This is a genomic window from Ruegeria sp. BG11, from assembly GCF_056538565.1.
Genome location: NZ_JBQFTH010000017.1, coordinates 18171 through 36540 on the forward strand (window position 1 = coordinate 18171; position 18370 = coordinate 36540).

Genomic DNA, 18370 nt, shown 5'->3' on the forward strand with positions numbered 1-18370 from the left:
CTACAGACAAAGGACCCAATGTATGAGTTGGAACCCCACGCATAACCCTGAGTGCCCAAGTGCTTCGGCAGACAGTGTTGAAACTCTGATTATTCCGCGCGCCCGTGATCTTGGTGGGTTTGAGGTCCGGCGTGCATTGCCCGCGCCCGAACGCCAGATGGTTGGACCGTTCATCTTTTTCGACCAGATGGGCCCGGCCGAGTTCATCACAGAAGGCGGCATAGACGTTCGCCCACATCCGCATATCGGTCTTGGAACCGTAACCTATTTGTATGATGGCGAGTTTGAGCATCGCGACAGCCTTGGCACTCATCAGATGATCTATCCGGGCGAAGTGAACTGGATGGTTGCAGGCAAGGGCGTCACACATTCGGAACGCACCAGCGCGGAAACACGGGCCAAGCGCAATAGGTTGTTTGGTATTCAAACGTGGATCGCGTTGCCAAAAGACCGCGAAGACATGGCACCGGACTTTGAGCACCACAAGAACGCAGCCCTTCCAAAGCTTCAAGATACTGGCATTCAAGCAAAACTCATACTCGGATCAGCCTATGGCAAATCCAGCCCCGTGACGATGCAATCCGAGACATTTTACGTCGACGTCATTCTTTCGCCGGGTGCGCATTTTCCATTGCCGGACGATCAGGAAGACCGTGGAATCTACGTCACTGAAGGGTCAGTTGAGGTTGCTGGCGACGTCTTCCACGCCGGTCAAATGATGGTCTTTCGGCCCGGTGATAAAATCAGCGTTCGGGCTGGCGAAAAGGGTGCGCGTCTAATGGCGCTGAGCGGGGCAACCCTGAGCGAGGAGCGCTATATCTGGTGGAACTTCGTTTCATCGTCCCGAGACAGGATAGAAGTCGCCAAAGAGTCTTGGAAGGCGGCGGATTGGGCCAATGGACCCTTTAAACTGCCACCGGGTGACGACGCCGAGCATATCCCGATTACGCCAGAACTTGAGCAAACCTTGCCCAATAGAAAAACCGAGCCTTCGGCCTGACTTTTTGACCGGATTTGTGGGTTTTCAAAGGTGCGAAAACCCGGTCTAGAGGCCTAGAATAGTTCGTGTCTGGTCCGCTGTTGCAACCGGGCGGTTGTATTGGGCACAGATCTCTGCAGTCCGCGTTACAAGCGCCGCGTTTGATGGTGCCAGCGTATTGCGATCCAGGCGCACGTTGTCTTCCAAACCCGTCCGTGCATGGCCACCGGAGGAAATTGCCCAGTGGTTCAGAACCTCCTGCTGGGCACCAATACCTGCAGCGCACCAAGGCGCACCCGGAAACAGTCGGTCAACTGTCTTCACGTAGAAATCGAATACGTCCCGATCAGCAGGCATCGCGTTTTTGACACCCATGACAAATTGCACATAAGGCGTGTCTTTGATTTGTCCTTTCTTGTGCATCTCGGCCGCCTTCAGGATGTGGCTCAGATCGAAGGCTTCGATCTCTGGTTTGACGTTATAAGTTGCCATCTCAGCCGCGAGCCAGTCGACAAGATCGGGTGGATTCTCGTAGACGCGCGTGGGAAAGTTGTTCGACCCCACGGACAACGACGCCATATCCGGTCGCAACGGCAGCATGCCGCCGCGCGTCTTGCCAGCCCCGGAGCGCCCACCTGTTGAAAACTGGATGATCATGCCAGGGCAGTGTTTCTCGAGCCCCTCTTTCAACCTTGCGAACTTGTCGGGGTCGCTCGAAGGCGTTTCGTCATCATTTCGAACATGGGCATGGCAGATGGATGCCCCTGCCTCAAAAGCGGCCTGTGTGCTTTCGACTTGTTCCTCGACTGTTATGGGCACAGCCGGGTTATTGGCCTTGGTTGGCAAGGACCCGGTTATTGCAACGCAGATGATGCAGGGTTCAGACATTTCACGCCTCTTTCGGTGCGAGGACAAAGTCGAATTCGACATCCCAATAGGGACCTTCAAAGCCAACTTCCGCAGATCGCGCCGGATCATCGACGCGATTGAATTCGGCGATCAGGCTTTCTTTGACCCCAAACACCGCATCCGAGTTGATGTACTGATCATCGGGATCAAAGATATGCGTGGTCAGGTCGTCGTAGCCGTCTTTAGAAACGATGTAATGTAGGTGTGCTGGTCGGTACGGGTGTCGACCAAGACGCTTCAACAGATCGCCAACCGGCCCGTCATCCGGGATTGGATAGTTCTTTGGCCGCACCGCACGGAACCAATACGTCCCGTCAGCCCCGGTCTTGAAGACGCCGCGCAGGTTGAAATCGGGCTGAATGCCTTTCTGCTGGACGTCGTAAAATCCGTCATCATTGGCTTGCCAGACATCAATCTTGACGCCTTCCAACGGGTTGCCTGCCACATCGGTGACACGACCCCGCACCACCATGTCCTCGCCCTTTTGGTCGAGACAAATATTATGCCCCATCTCGTATTCCGGGGCACCTCCCACGTGGAAAGGTCCCAGAACAGTGTTCTCGGAAGCCCCGGTGGGGCGGCGTGAGTTCACGGCATCCACCAGCATCGAAACGCCCAGGACATCGGACAGAAGAATGTACTCCTGCCGCCAATCATCGCACATGTGTCCGACCTTGGTCAGGAACATGATTGCCTCGAACCATTCCTGCTGCGTTGGTTCGATTTCCTTCACGGCTTCATGGAGCTTACGGGTGATGACTTCCATAACCTGCTTCAGCCGTTCGCTTTCTGCGTTTTTGTTGCGCGCGGTGACGACCTCGGCCGAGTTTTCCTCGGTGAAGTATCCCATCTCATGCGAGTCCATTTTGGCCTCCTGACTTGTGTAAGTTTGCTCCAGATTGGCTCATCGCGAAAGTACTGTGGTCAGCGCGCGACGCAGTTCGGCTTCGGCATCCGCAGCCATATCGGCTGAGCGCCATGCCACGTGTTGATCAGGACGGACCAACAAACAGCCTGTATCCGAAATCTCCGACGCGCGCGCCCAATCCCCGGTGTGGTCAACATAGGTCTGGCGCGGCCCGATGACATGACAGCGAATGGGCAAGCCCAGTTCTTTCGAGATGGTCTCGGCGGCGGAAACCCAGGCCTCACCACCAATTCCGGTCAGCGCGGTGAATTCTCCGCGACCGCACAAATCCAGCGTGGAATGCTTGTTCCCTGTATCATGATCAAACACCCAGACATGTGGAATGCGCGCGCCGGGCCAAGTCGTCGGCTGGTAGTGCAGCTCAGCATCCTGATCAAAACCGGGATTGGGTTGACCATCCGTTTCAATCGCACAGGAGTCGTAGCGCTGGTTCATTTCAACGCCATGCGCATCGAACTCATATTTCTTGAAGGCAATCGCCTCGCGAATGGCCTGCCTTTGTGCCGCGGCTTCAGGCGTTGATCCTGTGCGAGCCTCCAGATTGCTTTGCATGACCTCTGGGTCGACACCTTCTGCCATTCCGAGCGATTCAAAGATGGGACCGAATTCACCGATGGATTGATTGGCCCGTGTGACGATCTGTTTAGCTACTGGCGCCCGTTCTTCGCTGTAGCTGTCCAGCAGGGTCTCTCCGGCGTGGCCTTTCAGGACTGCGGCCAGTTTCCAGGCGAGGTTGAAACTGTCCTGAATTGAGGTGTTCGACCCCAGCCCGTTTGACGGAGGGTGTCGGTGCGCCGCGTCACCCATTATGAACACGCGATCCTTTTGCATATGGGTCGCGTACATATTGTTGACGGTCCAGGTGTTGGCGCTGATCAGTTCGATCTCAAGCTCGGGGTCGCCAACCAGTTGCCGTGCAACCTGAGTGGCCATGGCCTCGTCCACCTCTGGGGCGGGTTGGTTGATGTCATAGCCCCAAACGATGAGCCATTCGTTCCATGGGCGGACCATGCGGACCAAACCCATACCGATGCCACCGACATTCGCACCCGGTTGCATCACCCAATAGAGGACCGATGGCCGATGCGCCACGTATTTGCTGAGATCGGCCCGGAACAGGATATTCATCGATCCGCCAACGCCCATCTGACCTTCGAAAGGCAGACCGGCATGTTCGGCGACCAGAGAATTGCCCCCGTCGGCACCGACAAGGTATTTTGAACGGATCGTGATTTCTTCGCCCGACAAACGATCCAAACACGTCGTCGTCACGCCTTCTGCGTCCTGCTCATGGCGCAAGTATTCGGTGCTCATGCGCGCTTGAGTGCCACGGCGACAAGCGGTGCCAAACAGGATCGGCTCCATGAATGTTTGCGGTAGGTCGTTCATCATGGTCGGGCTGGACAACAGGTGTTCAGCCTTGGACAGAGGATGATTGCCCCAACTTTTCATCCGCCCGATTTCCTCACCGGCGAGGCTTTCGCAGAACACGTTTTCGCCCATCAGATCCTGATGCGCGGCGTGCATGTAAGCTTCGGCCTCGACCTCGTGACCAAGGTCGCGCAGAACCTCCATCGTGCGCTGATTGGTGATATGCGCGCGCGGCGTGTTGGCCAGCCAGCGATAGCGGTTGATGACCATGTTCTCGACGCCATAGCTCGACAGCAAAGCCGCCGTTGCAGACCCCGCCGGGCCGGTCCCGATGATCAGGACATCCGTTGTGATGGTGGCCATAAGCTCTCTCCCTTGTTCTTTGAATTTCTCAGGACCGCGGATCCCAGAGGCGGCCGTCATATTCGGCCTCATAGGCTTTGCCGTCCGGGTAGCTGACCAGTTCCAGCTGCATGCCCCAGGGGGCGAGGAAATAGACCCAGGTCTCGCCAGCGCTTGGGCCGTCAGTCATGGTGGTCGGATTGCCCAGGACCTTAATGCCTTTGCCCTGCAAATAGCTGACGGCACCTTCCATATCGGTGGTGTAGAACGCGATATGATGACCGCCGATATCCGAGTTGCGCGGCAGTTTCGTATCCTGGTCCGGCGCGGTGTATTCGAAGATTTCGAAATTGGCACCGTTGCCGCAGCGTACCAACCGCATCGTCGGGATCTCGGCCTTGGCGTCTACGTTCAGATGGTCCGCCATCCAAGTGCTGTCACCGCCCGAGAACGGACCGAGCGGGTAGAACACATTGCAACCGATGACGTCCTGAAAGAAGGTTACAGCCTCATCAACGCTCGGGACTGTAAAGCCCACGTGGTCTGTGCCCGTCATTCCCGGCAGGGAACTGCCAGCAAGTGCGCCAGTTCCCAATGCTGTGACTGCGACCGTCAATGCGAGTGTTTTCATGGATCAATCCTCCTTGTTCGACTGCGCGCCAATCACCAGACGACGGCGCACGGGGAATATTTGAAGCCCGGTTTTCTCAGAGATCAGGCCCCAGATGCCGCGCGGTGCGAAGAGCATGACGGCGATCCCGATCAGCCCGAGCACCATGAGGTACCAGGAGCCGTAGTCAGCGAGCAGGCTTTGCAAGATGAAGAAGATCAGCACGCCCAGAATCGGGCCTTCGATGGTGCCTATGCCTCCGATCACGACGATGAAAATCACGTAAGCCGTCCAGTCGGTGACCGAGAACGCCGCATCCGGTGAAATCCGCAGTTTCTGAACGTAAATCAGAGCGCCCGTTAGTCCCGTTCCAGCGGCTGAGACCAGGTAGACCAGCCATTTCATCCGCACTGCATCGACGCCGACGGATTTCGCTGCTTCGACATTGTCTCGTACAGCAGCAAGCGCCAGCCCGCGCTTTGTTCTGAGCAGCCAGTAGATGCCCGCAATCGTTGCGATCACCAGCGCCAAGGCCAGCCAGTAGGTCAGGATATCACGTGCTGCCGCTCCGCGAACATCAAACGTGGTCTGGATCCATTCGGTGGCCCACATCTCACGTGTTGCGGTGCGCGGCAGAGAGGTTCCAGTGCCACCGCCGAGCACTTTCCATTGGGCTACCAGCAGTCGCATGACCTCGGCGATGACCCATGTTCCGATGGCGAAATAGGCACCTTGCAAGCGGAAGGCGAAGAAGGCTGTGGGTATGGCTACGATCAGGGCCGCAACGCCGCCCAGCAGGATCGCCGGAACCGGGTCCATACCCCAAAGGATGACACCGCCGAACATGGCGTAAGCCCCCATGCCCACGAAGGCTTGCTGGCCGACGGACACAAGGCCGCCATACCCCGCCAGCAAGTTCCAGAATTGCGCCAGTACAAGCATGGTAAAGATGAAGAACAGGTCTTGAATCAATCCTCGGCTGGCAAAGGTCGGCAGCAGGATGAACAGGATGATCAGGGCGATACAGACGGCGCCGGCACTATAGGACGCGCGGGTCTGCGTTTGGACGCGGTACATCGAAGTATCAGTCATCAGTCCAACGCCCTTGGAAACAGGCCTCTGGGTTTGATCAGAAGCACGATGAGAAACGCCAGGTGGCCAGCCAGGATTTGCCATTCGGGGTTGATTGCTGCGCCGACAGTCTGAGCGACGCCGATAATGATGCCTCCAATCAGAGTGCCCCACAGGCTGCCTAGGCCACCAATAATCACGGCCTCAAAGGCGTAGATTAGGCGCGCTGGGCCGATATTGGGGTCAAAGTTTGCCCGCATTCCCAGATAGAGCGCCGCCAAGGTCACGACCAACATCGCGATGGCAGTTGCAGTGGCGAAGATACGTTCTGGCCGGATACCCATCAGGCCCGCTGTCACCGCGTCATCCGAGGTCGCGCGGAACGCCCGACCCAACTCCGTTCGATAGAAAAGCTGGTTCAGGCCGACGATGACAAGGATTGCCGAGGCAAAGGTCAGCAGCGGCAGTACGCCGAGGTTCAGCCCGCCCATCTGAACGGAAGCCGTTGCAATCTCACCCGCAGGCAAACGTTGGCTATCGGCTGAAAACCCTTCGAGCAGAGCGTTTTGCAAGACGACCGACAGACCGAATGTCACAAGCAAAGGCGGCAGTATATCTGGCCCGAGTACGCGGTTCAGCACGTGTCTCTGCAAAGCCCAACCCACGCCAAACATGATCGGTGCGGCAATGATTGCTGCCAGAAACGGTGAAAGCCCAAGCAACGAGACCAGCAGAAGGATCATATAGGCCGCAAAAACGATCAGATCGCCATGAGCCAGATTGACCAACCGCATGATCCCGAAAACAAGGCTCAGGCCTGCCGCGAACAGCGCATATAGCCCGCCCAACAGAACGCCCTGAATGATGGTGTCGATCCAGATCATGCGGCGGCTCCTCCGAAATAGGCGTCGTGAATGGCCTCGCGGCTGAGCGTCTCGGCGGTGCCTTCCAGCGTGACTCGACCCTCCATCATGCAGTAGACGCGATCCGCAACTTTCATCGCCTGGCCAATGTCCTGCTCCACCACGATCAGGCTGGCCCCGGCCTGCTGAATGCGGGGTACGGCGTCGTAGATGTCTTTGATGACCACCGGCGCAAGACCAAGGCTGATCTCGTCACAGAGCAGAACTCGGGGGTTGCTCATCAGCGCGCGACCAATTGCAACCATCTGCTGTTGCCCGCCAGACAGGGCTGTGCCCGGGTGGTTGCGGCGCTCTTTCAGGATCGGGAACAGGTCGTAGATTGTTTGCAAAGACCAATGGCTAGATACCTTTCGGCCATAGGTGCCGATCAGCAAGTTTTCCTCAACGCTTAGGGAAGGAAACAGCCGGCGCCCCTCGGGCACCATGGCCACTCCGCGCGCCATGATCTCATCCGCAGCCAAGCCCCCAATGGGTTGGCCGTCAAAGCGCACTTGATCCGACCCGTTGGTCAGAACGCCCGAGATCGAGCGCATGAGGGTCGATTTCCCGGCCCCGTTTGCCCCGATGATGGCGACGGTTTCACATTCGTCCAGATGGATATCCACGCCGAACAGGGCTTGGAAATCTCCGTAATGGGCGGTCAGCGCGTGGGTCTCTAGCAGGCTCATCAGACTTCGATCCCCAGATAGATTTCTTTGACTTCCCGGCTGTTCATGATCTCATCCGGGTCGCCAAGGCCAATGACCTTGCCGAAATCCAGCACCAAAAGGCGTTCAACAACAGAGGTCAGCGCATGCAGGACATGTTCGATCCAGATGATCGTCACACCGCTGCCGTGCAGCTCCTTGATTGTGTTGATCAGCGCGGTGCATTCGGCATCGGTCAGACCCCCGGCAATTTCGTCAAGTAGCAGCAGCTTTGGATTGGTTGCCATCGCGCGTGCCAACTCCAACCGCTTGCGTTGCAACAGCCGCAATCCTCCGGCTGTGTCATTGGCCACATCCAGCAATTCTGTCTGCTCAAGAATGCGGGCGCAGTCCTGTTCAACCTCGTGTTCGGATTTGCTCTGCCCATGCGTCGCGGCCACCAGTAGGTTTTCGAACACCGTCAGATGATCAAAGGGCTGAGGGATCTGGAACGAACGCCCTATACCCGACAAACAGCGCTGCATCGGCGGCACGCGGGTTACATCGGTCCCGTCGAAATGGATCGACCCCGCGTCAGAAGTCAGGTTGCCCGTTATCAGATTGAACAGCGTCGACTTACCCGCCCCGTTCGGGCCAATGATCCCAAGGGCCTGCCCTTGCGCGACATCAAAACTGACATCGTCAGTAACGGTGAGCGCACCGAAGCTTTTCGAGACGTTTTTGAGCGAAAGTATGGTCATACCGGAGTTCCTGCCCCGGACAGGGTCCGGGGCGCTGGTTTCGTTGCGATCAGGTGATTTCTTCCATCACGCCCGCAGTTGGGATTTCGGGTGCAGAGGAGTTGTCGACGATCACGAGGTCATAGCTACCATTGTCGAGCAGCCTCCACTGCCCTCCGACCAAGGGCGTTTTCGCAACGTTCTGCGCAGCGAAGGGTGGCAAGCCCGCACCATCAAAGGCGATCCGGCCAACGATCGAGTCCAGCTGCGTAGCTGCGATAGCCTCGGCTACGGCATCGCCATCACCTGCGTCATCAACACGTCCCATGACGTTGGCAGCCATTTCAAACAGCGCGTGCACAAAGCCGATAGGCTGTGTCCATTGGCGGCTTGTGGCGGCCATGTAACCCTGCGCCAGTTCAGCGGAACTTGCGCCAGTGAGCGATGAAGAGAACGGATGCGTTGGTGACCACCACACCTCGGAACTTAGGTTGTTGCCTGCTTTACCCAAGGCCTCAACCGCTTGCGGAAACAGGATGGCTTTGCCGATGCTCGCCGCCTTAGGGGTGAAGCCTTGCTGCTTGGCCTGGCTCCAGAAGGTGGTGAAGTCAGGCGGGATCGGCACGCCGGTTACAATTTCAACATTCGCCTGGCGGAACGCGTTGATCTGGGCCGAGAAATCGTCGGTCAGGTTCTGGTACCGTCCGGGATCTGTCAGTGAATAGCCCAGTTCTGACAATACTGGCGGGAATCCTACATTCGGATCGCCCCAGGCATTGCCATCGCCGTCATTCGGGAACAATGCGCCGACCTGCTTGTTGGTCTCCAATTGGCCCCACATCGCCGTAAAGACTGAGATAACGTCCTCAAGACCCCAGAAGAAGTGATAGGCGTAGTAGAACGGCTCCCAACTGGCTGGATCGCCGGGGTTGCCCTGCTGGCCGATGAACCACGGCTGCCATGGCGCAACAGTGGAAATACACGGCACTTCCTCGGCCTCACAGGTGGAGGCAACGGGGTTGGTCGTTTCCGGCGTCGAAGCGACCAGCATCAGGTCGATCTCATCATCCACGATCAACTCGCCCGCCACGTCTGCTGCCCGATTTGGGTTCGACTGGCTGTCTTTGACGATGACTTCGAAATTCGCACCGGCGTCGGACGCGGCGAAATTGTCGAGAATAAACTTGTCGGCCTCAGAGAAGGCGGCCAGCGGACCTGATTGCGGGCTGACATAGCCCAGCTTGATCTTGGCGCCCTGAGCGATAGCGGGCGCAGCGAGCGTGCCGGCGGCTAGGCCGAGGCCGGTTGCAGCGCTGGATTGCAGCAATTTGCGTCGTGTGATCATGTGTCCCTCCCTTGACACGGTGAAGTCAAACGCTTGGGGCGTTTCCTGCCCACGCGTTTTGAAGAAGCGCCCGCAGCCCATCAGCCGTGACCGGCTGCGGGTTCCAATACGGGTTCTTGAGTGCGATTTCAGTGGCGCGATCCAGATCGGACTCCGACAGGCCAAAGTCTTTAAGAGCCATTGGTGCGCCCATGGATTTGGAAAAATCCCAAAGCGCCTGACCTGGATCAGAACCGCCTAGGATGTCCGACACGGGTGCCAGCAACTCCGGCACACCCACTGCGTTGTAATCGATGGCATGGGGCAGAACGATCGCATGGGTTTCCGCGTGCGGCAGATTGAAGGACCCGCCCAGCGTATGACAAAGCTTGTGATGCAACGCCATTCCGACCAGACCAAGTACCGTGCCGCAGGCCCATGCACCACGCTGCGTTTCTTCTCTGGCTTTCAGGTCGTCGGGGCTTTCGACAACGGTCGGCAGACCTTCCGCAAACGCCCTAAGGCCGTCTATCGCCAATTCCGTGGTCTGATCCGTGCGATCCTTGGCATAAAGCGCCTCGGCTGCATGAGCCATTGCGTTCAAGGCGCTGGTCACGGTCATTGCGGGCGGCAATGACGCCACAAGTTCGGGATCGTACAGAATGACCCGCGGCAGAACCTTTGGGTCTGTCAGGGTAGTTTTGATGCCATCCTCAGTCTGGCCCAGGATCGGAGTTGCCTCGCTGCCGGCATATGTTGTCGGGATGGCGATTTGTGGCAAAGAGGTCCGAAGGGCAATCGCCTTGCCTAAGCCAATCGTCGAACCTCCACCGATAGAGACAATGCTATCGGCATTGACTGACAAAGCGTGTTCAACCGCTTCTTCGGTCACGCCGACCGGAGTGTGCATTGTTGCCCGAGTGAACACGCCTGCAGCACGATCTCCAACAGTTGTCGCAAGCTCCATTGCCATATCGACTTGCTGAGGCGTCGATAGGATCAGCGCTTTGTTCGATCCCAGCTCCGCCAACTCCGCGCAGATGTCGTTGCGCAAACCTGCGCCGAATCGGACTTTCTGGCCATTGATGCTGGTGGTGCTGAGAGCCATTGGGCGCGTTCCTGACAAGCGATGGATTTCGGATCTGGAGGGAACGCTAGCAGGCAAAGACAGCACTCTTGATCGAATTATCGACCATCAATATAACTTTGAGTTATGAAGCTTGATCCAAGACATCTCGAGATTCTTGCCGCTATTGTCGAAGCCGGAGGGTTAACCGAAGGCGCTGCTTTACTTGGGAAATCTCAACCCAGTGTCTCCAGAAGCGTTTCTCTCTTGGAGGAAAGGGTGGGAGAGCCCCTGTTCCTGCCGACCCGAAGACCATTGCAACCCACTGAGCTTGGTCTTGCGCTTGCTCAGGAAGGTCAAAGAATCCTAAGCGCGGGTCGCCATGCAAGCCGCGTTGTAGACGAACACCGTCAGGGCATTGCCGGAGCAGTGCGGGTTGCGGGTACGCCGATCTTCATGGACGGTGTCATCTCGAACGTGATTGCAGAGTTTCAGGCCGAGTATCCCAATATTCGGATCGACCAATCCTATGGATACCCCACTGAACTTTTGTCCAAGTTGTCCGCTGAAACTCTGGACTTGGCCATTCTTCCTATGCGCCCAGCAGACGTGTCTGATGAGTACGAGTTTCGTCAAATCCTGCCTGGTCGAAACGTCATTGCGTGCCGTGTTGGGCACCCATTGGCGCGCAAGAAAGAGGTGAAGCTGGAAGATATCACCGAGTTTTCCTGGATCGCGCCACCTGCGAACAGCCCGCTGTTTCGTGATTTGCGAAACACGCTGGACGGTATTGGTATGCGAGATCTCAAAATCAGTTTCACAGGCGGGTCTTTGAGTGCGGTTGTGAACGTTCTGACGGGCTCAGACTCCCTAACCGTTTTGCCTTTTTCGGTGGTCTTCATGATGCAAAGGCAAAAAACTTTGGCAGCACTTCCGATAAAAATCGGTGATCCCGACCGGCACTTGGGATGCGTTACGCTAAGCGCACGAAGCATGCCGGCTTCGTCGGAGCGCGTGCTTGAGTTCATAAAGCAGAAGTTCGAAATGCTTGATCGGTTGATTTGTAGCGCGGGATGATCTCTCTGACCGGCCTCGCCTGATAAAACACGAGAGATTGAGTTGCTTTGTGAAGCCCGCAAGAATCTCTTTCTTGGTGACCCAACCAAACTTAAACGGAGAAGGCGGGATCGTTTGTATGGGCGAACGGACATTCGGTTTTAATTGGAAAGACTTGAAAGTTCTGTTCAAAGAGAACACGACCGCTTTTGTCGCGATGGAGGCTTTCGACACACCAAGGGTATGCAACCTTCTGAATGATCCAAATGAGCGCGAAAGCGTACTCTTCGCCACACGTGGGCGACCGTAAAGGCGCTGCCGAAGTTGCAGGAGCATATTGCAACCTTCGAGGAATACCCTCCAATCCCACCGGGAACGCTTGTTCCCTACGAACCACTCAAAAACTGAACGGCGTATCTGTCCGTGAAGAAGCCATCAGAAGCCGGGCTGTAAATGTCTGGAAGGCGACGTTGGCGACCTGCTGCATAAGCAATAGACCGAAGAACAACCAATCGCTGGTAGGGCTAAGACCACTAGTTGGTGCAAACCGCAGAGAAAGTCAGGTGCGAGCCCCAACTACCTGATGCTGCGCTGTAAACTAGGGTCTGCGATGAGCAGAAACCAGACTTTACAAATCCCGACGTGCGGCCCGCGGAAGAAGTTGAACCTTGCTTCGAACAACGATGGCCATGAAACACGCCAATTCGCAAGGAGAAGTAGTCTCGATCCTCATTCTGCTACAAGCGCGACAATTGCTCCTCGAGGCTGGGGAGGTTGGTTCTTTGCCTCAAGCGGTTTGTCGAGCTTGCCACGATACACCAACGCGAAAACGGGCGGCGTAAAATAGAAGGATACGACGGTCGACAACAGAACCCCTCCGGCGATGGCCACGGCGAATGGCGGCCAAAATGCTCCTCCACCAATGATTAGGGGTAGGAACCCGCCGAAGGTTGTGACCGTTGTCGAGATGATATGCCGACTTGAACCAGTCACAACGCGCGCCATGGCCGCTCGGTCGCCTTGGCTTGCTACAACGTCTTGTTGCAACCCGGTCAGAATTATGATCGCCGCGTTGATCGAAACCCCGATTGAGCCGATGACCCCGATGATCGCCGTTATTCCGAACGGGAATTGCATAACGGCCAGCGACAGCATGGAAAGGCCTGCAGACAACACGCACACGACCAAGGTCACGAGGGTCAGTCGGAACGAATTGAAGGTTAGCACAATGGTCGCGATGGAGAGTGTGACAATCAAACCAACAGAGGCAAGCAGATTGCCTACAGTATTGGATCGGGCATCACTGTCACCGCCCAAGGACATCGAATAGCCTTGTGGTAACACAAATCCGGACGCATCAAGCGCCTCTAGTACGTCCTGCAACGCCTCTTCGGGTAAAACACCGGGGACGATAAACGCTTGGATCGTGTTTTCGCGCACGCCATCCGTTCGGGTTATGACGCTTTCCGCAGGTTCAATCACCGGTCTGGCGAGTTCCGACAACGGCACAGCAGGGAAAACGCTAGACGCGGATATGGCGGCAGCATTGGGTAGCAGGATGGGCATACTGACAATGGCGCTTAGGTCTGATCTAACCTCGTCACCCAGACGAACACGCACCGGCAACTGTTCAGTCCCTTCGACCAGTGATCCACCGGTGACGCCAACAAGTGCCGTGTCCAACTGACCAGCTATATCGGCCACGTCCAGTCCCAGCAGACGGGCTTTGACCTCATCAATCTCGAACCGGATTTGAGGATTGCCGCCGTTCACGCTGGCGCGCGCCTGCGTCACCAGATCGAGATTGGCCATAACTGAACGGACCTCGTCGCCCAGATCGCGCAAAACCGTGATGTCCTGCCCCTGAATTTTGACTTCAACTGGTGCGTCGACCGGAGGGCCCTGCACAAGACTGCGAACGATGATCTGCGCGTCAGGAAAGTCGGTGTCCAGACGGCTCTGCAACGCTCCGACAAGGCGGGCCGCGTCGTCAGCCGTGTCGGTCGTGATCATGGCCTGTGCAAACCCGGGCTCGCGTGAACGGTTGCCAACGATGTTGTAGTAAAATGCCGGGCCGGATTCTCCGACCGTCCAATAGACACTTTTGACGCCATCATCTGCCAGCAGCATCTCATCGATCTGGCGGGCGGTTGCTTCGGTGGTGGCAATTGATGTTCCTCCCGGCATGTCAACCTCGATATAGAATTGGTTTCGGTCGACGCCCGGGAAGAATTGCGCGGTCAGCGTTGGAAAGGCCGCAAAACCAAGCACGGGCAAGACCATTGCCAACGCGATGGAGCGCACCGGATTAGTGACTGACAATCGAATTGAGGCCTCGAACATTCGGGCAAGCGGCGGGATGCTGATACCGCGGCTCAGCATTCCTGCGTCGGTCCGGTCGGACAGTACCCAGCCCGCAATCGCCGGGGTCACCGTCAAAGCGACAACTAGTGACCAGACAAGCATAAGCACCACGGCTATGGCGATGGCACCGACAAAGTCGCCGGCGGGTCCCGGCAGCAAGATCATCGGCGTAAAGGCGAGCGCTGTTGTTACAGTCGAGGCCAGCAGAGGCGCAGCCAACCTGCGTACAGCATCTCGCACGGCTGCAAGTCGCTCCATCCCATCCTGCAGACGGCGTCGAATTTCATCGGTCATCACGATGGCTGCGTCAACGAGCAGACCGAGGGCGACAATCAGGCCCGTCACGGACATCTGATGAATTGGCAATCCAATCATGTTCATCGTCGCCAGAGTTGCCAATGAGACAACCGGCAATACCAAGGCCACAATCGCAGCTGCACGAACGCCCAACGTAACAAACAAGACTGCCACGACCAGAGCCACGCCAATGGCCATGTTGATCCCAACTTCTGACAAACGATCCGTCGTGTACTGGCTTTGATCAAACAGCAGTATTTCCTGCATACCCAAAGGCACTGATGCGGCGCCGGCCTCAAGCTCATCCCGTAGAAAGCCTGTCCAGCGGTCGATCTGCACGCCGTCCTGCGCCAGAATCCCCACCAAAACGGAGGGCTTTCCGTTGGCAAATGCGATTGAGGACTGCGGTTCGCGTGCGCCCCGGTCTACGCTGGCAATATCTCCGAGTTGCACCACTGCACCGTCTGCGTTTTCACGCAGGACGATGCTCCGAATGCGATCCAAACTCTCAATTTCTCCGCTGACGCCTATGGTCAGGTCGACATCGGATTGCAGCCGCCCAGACTGAACCTTTCCGTCTGCTTCGGCGATCCGCTGGGAAATCTCGGCAGCGCCAAGCCCAAGCGCAGCGGCCTTATCCATATCGACACTTACGAGCACCTCTTCCTCTGGCTGACCGAAATAGTCGACGGCTCGTGTCGCAGGTATCGCGCGCAATCTGTCACCCAATGCTTCGGCATGACGAGACAGCAAAGTTATCGGGAAGTCGGGGTCCTCGGCTGCAACTGCAATGACAGCGGAATAGGCAGCAATACCTTCGGCATCGAATTCCGGTGGCAATACACCTGCCGGAAAGTTCTGGCGCGCATCTTCGACGGCATCCCGAGCCTCGGCCCAAACCTGCTCAATGGTGGCTTCGTCTAGTGTTTCCAGCAATTCAACAGAAACGACCGACACGCCCGAGCGGGAGACAGAACTGATCTCATCCACCTCGGCGATCTTTCGCAGTTCTTCTTCGATTTCTGCGGTAACCAGTGCTTCAACCCGTTCGGGGTCTGCGCCAGGAAACTGCGTGGTTACAGTTGCGAAGAGGTTGGTGATCGTGGGGTCTTCCTGTCGCCCAAGCGATAGGAACGAAGACAGGCCTGCAGATACAAGCACCAAAATGATGAGGGCAACCAACCGAGGGTGGCGAAAGGTAAGGGTTTCCATCAGATCGCTCCGTTACTCGCCAGTGTTGAAGGCGACGCGCTGACCAACGCTGACCCGCTGCGGTCCCTGATCGATCAGGACAGTACCTTCCGGAAACGCGCCACGCACAAAGACGCGATCATCTTCGGCATGCAGCACTTCGACCGTCGCCAGGCGTACAGTCTTTTGCGCGTCGGCAACCAGCAGTGTCCATTGCCCGCGCGTTCCCTCCTTCAGCGATGTTGTGGGCACCCAGGTTCCCGCACTTTGGACAGGATCGAGTACATGCACACGTGCGGTTTGTCCGAAAGCAACGTCGGGAGCGTTCTTCAGATTGAACAGCGCGGTGCGGGTTCGGGTCACCGGGTCAATGTCGGGCCGCAAGGTTGAAAGCTCAGCCCGATAGCTTTGACCCGCTATCTCGATCTCAACATTAGTCAAAAGCGCCGGATCAACATCGAGAGGAATGCCGATCCGAACCTGCGGCGACACGACCTCGACCATTCCCAGAACCAGCTCACCCGATCGCAGAGTTTCACCTCCGTCCACATGTCGCGCGGTTATTTGACCGGCAAATGGGGCCTCGATACTAGATTTTTCGATCCGAACGGTCACATCGCGCAATGCCGCATCCAGTTCGCCAATTCTGGATAACAATTCATCTTGCTGAGAGACGGCCTCGTCCAAACGGGCTTGACTGGTAAAGCCTTGTTCAATGAGTTTCGCGTTTCGCTCGACCGTCTTTCTTGCAAATGCAAGCTGGGCTGCAATGGCATCACGTGATGCTGTCAGACGGTCGCGTTCGACCTCCAGCAGTGCAATGTCCAGTGTCGCAAGAAGTTGACCCTTGGCAACTTCGTCACCTTCATCCACCAGAATTTGATCGAGCGTCCCGTTCAGTTCGAAAGAGATATCTGCCGAACGCTGAGGTTCAACTTGCCCGATGAACACACGGTCGACTGTGTAAGCGTTCTCGGACGTTATCGGCGTCACGGACACCGGGGTTACAGCGGCGGCGCCCGGTGCGGGCACCGCCTCCGCTCTACGGGTGAGCTCGGAAGCGCCAAAGTGTACGGCGGCCGCTGCGACGGCGATAAAACTGACGGTCACTCCCAGACGCACAGTGCCGCGTAACACACGTGCAAATAGGCTCGGTTTGGTCGCTTCAGTAGATGAATTTGCAGGATTCGGCATTTGGGGACCTCATCAAGTTAGTGCCTCTAACATATGTTAGAAGTTCTCACTTTGACAAGAGATACGTGATCTGGCACATGTTGGATCATGAGCAGCATCGAAAAAAATCATTCGACAAGCAGACAAACGGCTGGTCTTTCCGTGAGCAAAAAAGCATATCATCACGGTGATCTCCGCGCTGCACTGATCGAAGCAACCCGACAGTTGGTCGAAGAAAAAGGCCCGGACAGTTTTTCCGTATCCGAGGCCTGCAGACGCGCGGGCGTATCAACCGCAGCACCTTACAAGCACTTCAAAGATAAGACAGAAATGTTGGTCGCCACTGTCCTCGAGGGAATGGGTCGGCATCGAGACAAAATGCTTGCCGCGCTGGAAGGCGTTCCTGAAGGATCTCCCGAGCGCATTACTGCCATAGGGATGGAGTATATTGCCTTCGCGTTAAATGAGCCGGGGATTTTCAGGCTTAAATTTGGCGGCTTCACAGACCGCATCGCGGATCCGCGGCTGGAGGAAGGCGGCCAGCAAAGCTTCGGGATTCTTTTGACTGAGGTAGCAAAGTGTCTGGGCGAGCCGGGAATCACAGGCGAAGTTCGCCGCCGTGGTTTTTTGTTGTGGAGTTTCGTACACGGGCTGTCCTTCATTCTGCACGACAAAGGGCTTGCCGAGAAAGGCGAAGAGTTTGATCTTCATACCCTCCTTGAGGACGTTTCGGAAAGAATGCTGAGTTGAGTTTTCTCAAGCCAAAACGAACTCACCCAACTTCATAAGCAAACAACCTAAGCTACTAACACACTTACGCCTATAGACTGCTTTCGTTCAAGCAAATGACACTTGTGGAAAGCGCAGCGAGATTCCGCCATCCAGAATCGCAAGGTCTAACCGTGAAGGTCGGCTTCGGATTGAGCTAGTATTACCAGGTAGGGTCTACGGCAGAATCTTTAGTTCAAAGCATACGTTTCGCAGCCCGGAGTTATGCACGCGCGTTCGTTAGCTGGCAGCATTCGCTGGCGCTATGATCGTCATTCCTACTCGACTTGCCACTGCCAAGATCGCCGGAATGTCTGGCGGCCCATCTGGTGCTGGATTGTCCGTCGTATCGTCAGGTACTGCCTGACCGGCTTCAGTAAAGAATATGTTATACATCATGCCGGGGGCTTTTAGCCGTCGGCATTGTAGATGGTGATCGACCAGAACGCGTCAACCGGTACTTCGTTCACGGTGACCGAGTGTTGTGTTTCGCCATCATTTGTATCGACGCTGTCGATTTCATAGAGCGCCGTCGTACGTGGCAGACCGTCCCAGTCTACGGTGGTTCCAACCACATGATCGATACGCTTTTTCTCCTCTTCCGTGCCAAACGATTAAAAGCTGCTAAAGCC

16 protein-coding genes are annotated in these 18370 nt (G+C 56.5%); 3 read left to right on the top strand and 13 right to left on the bottom strand.

The window, feature by feature from the left end; translation table 11 throughout:
* Positions 1–22: 22 nt before the first annotated feature.
* Entirely contained in the window at positions 23–1000 is a 978-nt protein-coding gene (locus ACR0JF_RS21150) for a pirin family protein (protein WP_480669830.1), read from the top strand.
* A 45-nt stretch (positions 1001–1045) separates the two neighbouring features.
* On the opposite strand, the gene ACR0JF_RS21155 is transcribed toward ACR0JF_RS21150, so the two are convergent.
* Genes ACR0JF_RS21155 through ACR0JF_RS21200 form a run of 10 tightly spaced genes read right to left on the bottom strand, consistent with a single transcriptional unit; the run spans position 1046 to position 10931 of the window.
* On the bottom strand, positions 1046–1867 hold the full coding sequence (locus tag ACR0JF_RS21155) for a 3-oxoadipate:acetyl-CoA acetyltransferase (protein ID WP_170660603.1): 822 nt from the start codon (positions 1865–1867) through the stop codon (positions 1046–1048).
* A gap of 1 nt (position 1868) precedes the next feature.
* Complete coding sequence (locus ACR0JF_RS21160) at positions 1869–2753, bottom strand: intradiol ring-cleavage dioxygenase (RefSeq protein WP_170660602.1); 885 nt, start codon at positions 2751–2753, stop codon at positions 1869–1871.
* A 39-nt stretch (positions 2754–2792) separates the two neighbouring features.
* A complete protein-coding gene (locus tag ACR0JF_RS21165) occupies positions 2793–4550 on the bottom strand; it encodes an FAD-dependent oxidoreductase (RefSeq protein WP_170660601.1) in 1758 nt (585 codons plus the stop codon).
* 28 nt (positions 4551–4578) lie between these two features.
* Positions 4579–5160, bottom strand: a complete 582-nt coding sequence (locus ACR0JF_RS21170) for a VOC family protein (protein WP_170660600.1) — start codon at positions 5158–5160, stop codon at positions 4579–4581.
* A 3-nt stretch (positions 5161–5163) separates the two neighbouring features.
* A complete protein-coding gene (locus ACR0JF_RS21175; protein WP_480669833.1) occupies positions 5164–6231 on the bottom strand; it encodes a branched-chain amino acid ABC transporter permease in 1068 nt (355 codons plus the stop codon).
* Positions 6231–7094, bottom strand: coding sequence for a branched-chain amino acid ABC transporter permease (locus ACR0JF_RS21180; RefSeq protein ID WP_170660599.1), 864 nt, complete (start codon positions 7092–7094; stop codon positions 6231–6233). The genes ACR0JF_RS21175 and ACR0JF_RS21180 overlap by 1 nt, the downstream gene beginning before the upstream one ends.
* Positions 7091–7801 carry a branched-chain amino acid ABC transporter ATP-binding protein gene (locus ACR0JF_RS21185; RefSeq protein WP_170660598.1) on the bottom strand — a complete coding sequence of 237 codons (711 nt, stop codon included), beginning with the start codon at positions 7799–7801 and terminating at the stop codon, positions 7091–7093. Before ACR0JF_RS21185 ends, ACR0JF_RS21180 begins: the two co-directional genes overlap by 4 nt.
* A complete protein-coding gene (locus ACR0JF_RS21190) occupies positions 7801–8520 on the bottom strand; it encodes an ABC transporter ATP-binding protein (RefSeq protein ID WP_170660597.1) in 720 nt (239 codons plus the stop codon). Before ACR0JF_RS21190 ends, ACR0JF_RS21185 begins: the two co-directional genes overlap by 1 nt.
* 49 nt (positions 8521–8569) lie before the next feature.
* Positions 8570–9844, bottom strand: a complete 1275-nt coding sequence (locus tag ACR0JF_RS21195; RefSeq protein WP_170660596.1) for an ABC transporter substrate-binding protein — start codon at positions 9842–9844, stop codon at positions 8570–8572.
* Positions 9845–9869: 25 nt separating this feature from the next.
* Positions 9870–10931 (bottom strand): maleylacetate reductase, encoded by a 1062-nt coding sequence (locus ACR0JF_RS21200; protein ID WP_170660595.1) that lies wholly within the window; start codon positions 10929–10931, stop codon positions 9870–9872.
* A gap of 105 nt (positions 10932–11036) precedes the next feature.
* Between ACR0JF_RS21200 and ACR0JF_RS21205 the strand changes: the two genes are divergently transcribed.
* Complete coding sequence (locus tag ACR0JF_RS21205) at positions 11037–11966, top strand: LysR family transcriptional regulator (protein WP_170660594.1); 930 nt, start codon at positions 11037–11039, stop codon at positions 11964–11966.
* A gap of 708 nt (positions 11967–12674) precedes the next feature.
* Here ACR0JF_RS21205 and ACR0JF_RS21210 read toward each other — a convergent pair.
* Together ACR0JF_RS21210 and ACR0JF_RS21215 are read right to left on the bottom strand one after the other, a co-directional pair.
* Positions 12675–15818, bottom strand: coding sequence for an efflux RND transporter permease subunit (locus ACR0JF_RS21210; protein ID WP_170660593.1), 3144 nt, complete (start codon positions 15816–15818; stop codon positions 12675–12677).
* Between the two features lie 12 nt (positions 15819–15830).
* Entirely contained in the window at positions 15831–16991 is a 1161-nt protein-coding gene (locus tag ACR0JF_RS21215) for an efflux RND transporter periplasmic adaptor subunit (RefSeq protein WP_170747474.1), read from the bottom strand.
* Positions 16992–17078: 87 nt separating this feature from the next.
* Here ACR0JF_RS21215 and ACR0JF_RS21220 point away from each other — a divergent pair, with 87 nt between their 5' ends.
* On the top strand, positions 17079–17720 hold the full coding sequence (locus ACR0JF_RS21220) for a TetR/AcrR family transcriptional regulator (protein WP_170660591.1): 642 nt from the start codon (positions 17079–17081) through the stop codon (positions 17718–17720).
* Between the two features lie 428 nt (positions 17721–18148).
* Here ACR0JF_RS21220 and ACR0JF_RS21225 read toward each other — a convergent pair whose 3' ends face one another.
* A complete protein-coding gene (locus ACR0JF_RS21225) occupies positions 18149–18313 on the bottom strand; it encodes a DUF1254 domain-containing protein (protein ID WP_170660566.1) in 165 nt (54 codons plus the stop codon).
* Between the last annotated feature and the right edge of the window lie 57 nt (positions 18314–18370).

What these genes read in the sequence shown, in the direction of transcription:
- ACR0JF_RS21190 (WP_170660597.1), bottom strand. Translation starts at nt 8,520, where the DNA reads ATGACCATACTTTCGCTCAAAAACGTCTCGAAAAGCTTCGGTGCGCTC.
- ACR0JF_RS21180 (WP_170660599.1), bottom strand. Translation starts at nt 7,094, where the DNA reads ATGATCTGGATCGACACCATCATTCAGGGCGTTCTGTTGGGCGGGCTA.
- ACR0JF_RS21195 (WP_170660596.1), bottom strand. Translation starts at nt 9,844, where the DNA reads ATGATCACACGACGCAAATTGCTGCAATCCAGCGCTGCAACCGGCCTC.
- ACR0JF_RS21220 (WP_170660591.1), top strand. Translation starts at nt 17,079, where the DNA reads ATGAGCAGCATCGAAAAAAATCATTCGACAAGCAGACAAACGGCTGGT.
- ACR0JF_RS21210 (WP_170660593.1), bottom strand. Translation starts at nt 15,818, where the DNA reads ATGGAAACCCTTACCTTTCGCCACCCTCGGTTGGTTGCCCTCATCATT.
- ACR0JF_RS21175 (WP_480669833.1), bottom strand. Translation starts at nt 6,231, where the DNA reads ATGACTGATACTTCGATGTACCGCGTCCAAACGCAGACCCGCGCGTCC.
- ACR0JF_RS21170 (WP_170660600.1), bottom strand. Translation starts at nt 5,160, where the DNA reads ATGAAAACACTCGCATTGACGGTCGCAGTCACAGCATTGGGAACTGGC.
- ACR0JF_RS21160 (WP_170660602.1), bottom strand. Translation starts at nt 2,753, where the DNA reads ATGGACTCGCATGAGATGGGATACTTCACCGAGGAAAACTCGGCCGAG.
- ACR0JF_RS21185 (WP_170660598.1), bottom strand. Translation starts at nt 7,801, where the DNA reads ATGAGCCTGCTAGAGACCCACGCGCTGACCGCCCATTACGGAGATTTC.
- ACR0JF_RS21200 (WP_170660595.1), bottom strand. Translation starts at nt 10,931, where the DNA reads ATGGCTCTCAGCACCACCAGCATCAATGGCCAGAAAGTCCGATTCGGC.
- ACR0JF_RS21215 (WP_170747474.1), bottom strand. Translation starts at nt 16,991, where the DNA reads ATGCCGAATCCTGCAAATTCATCTACTGAAGCGACCAAACCGAGCCTA.
- ACR0JF_RS21155 (WP_170660603.1), bottom strand. Translation starts at nt 1,867, where the DNA reads ATGTCTGAACCCTGCATCATCTGCGTTGCAATAACCGGGTCCTTGCCA.
- ACR0JF_RS21150 (WP_480669830.1), top strand. Translation starts at nt 23, where the DNA reads ATGAGTTGGAACCCCACGCATAACCCTGAGTGCCCAAGTGCTTCGGCA.
- ACR0JF_RS21205 (WP_170660594.1), top strand. Translation starts at nt 11,037, where the DNA reads ATGAAGCTTGATCCAAGACATCTCGAGATTCTTGCCGCTATTGTCGAA.
- ACR0JF_RS21165 (WP_170660601.1), bottom strand. Translation starts at nt 4,550, where the DNA reads ATGGCCACCATCACAACGGATGTCCTGATCATCGGGACCGGCCCGGCG.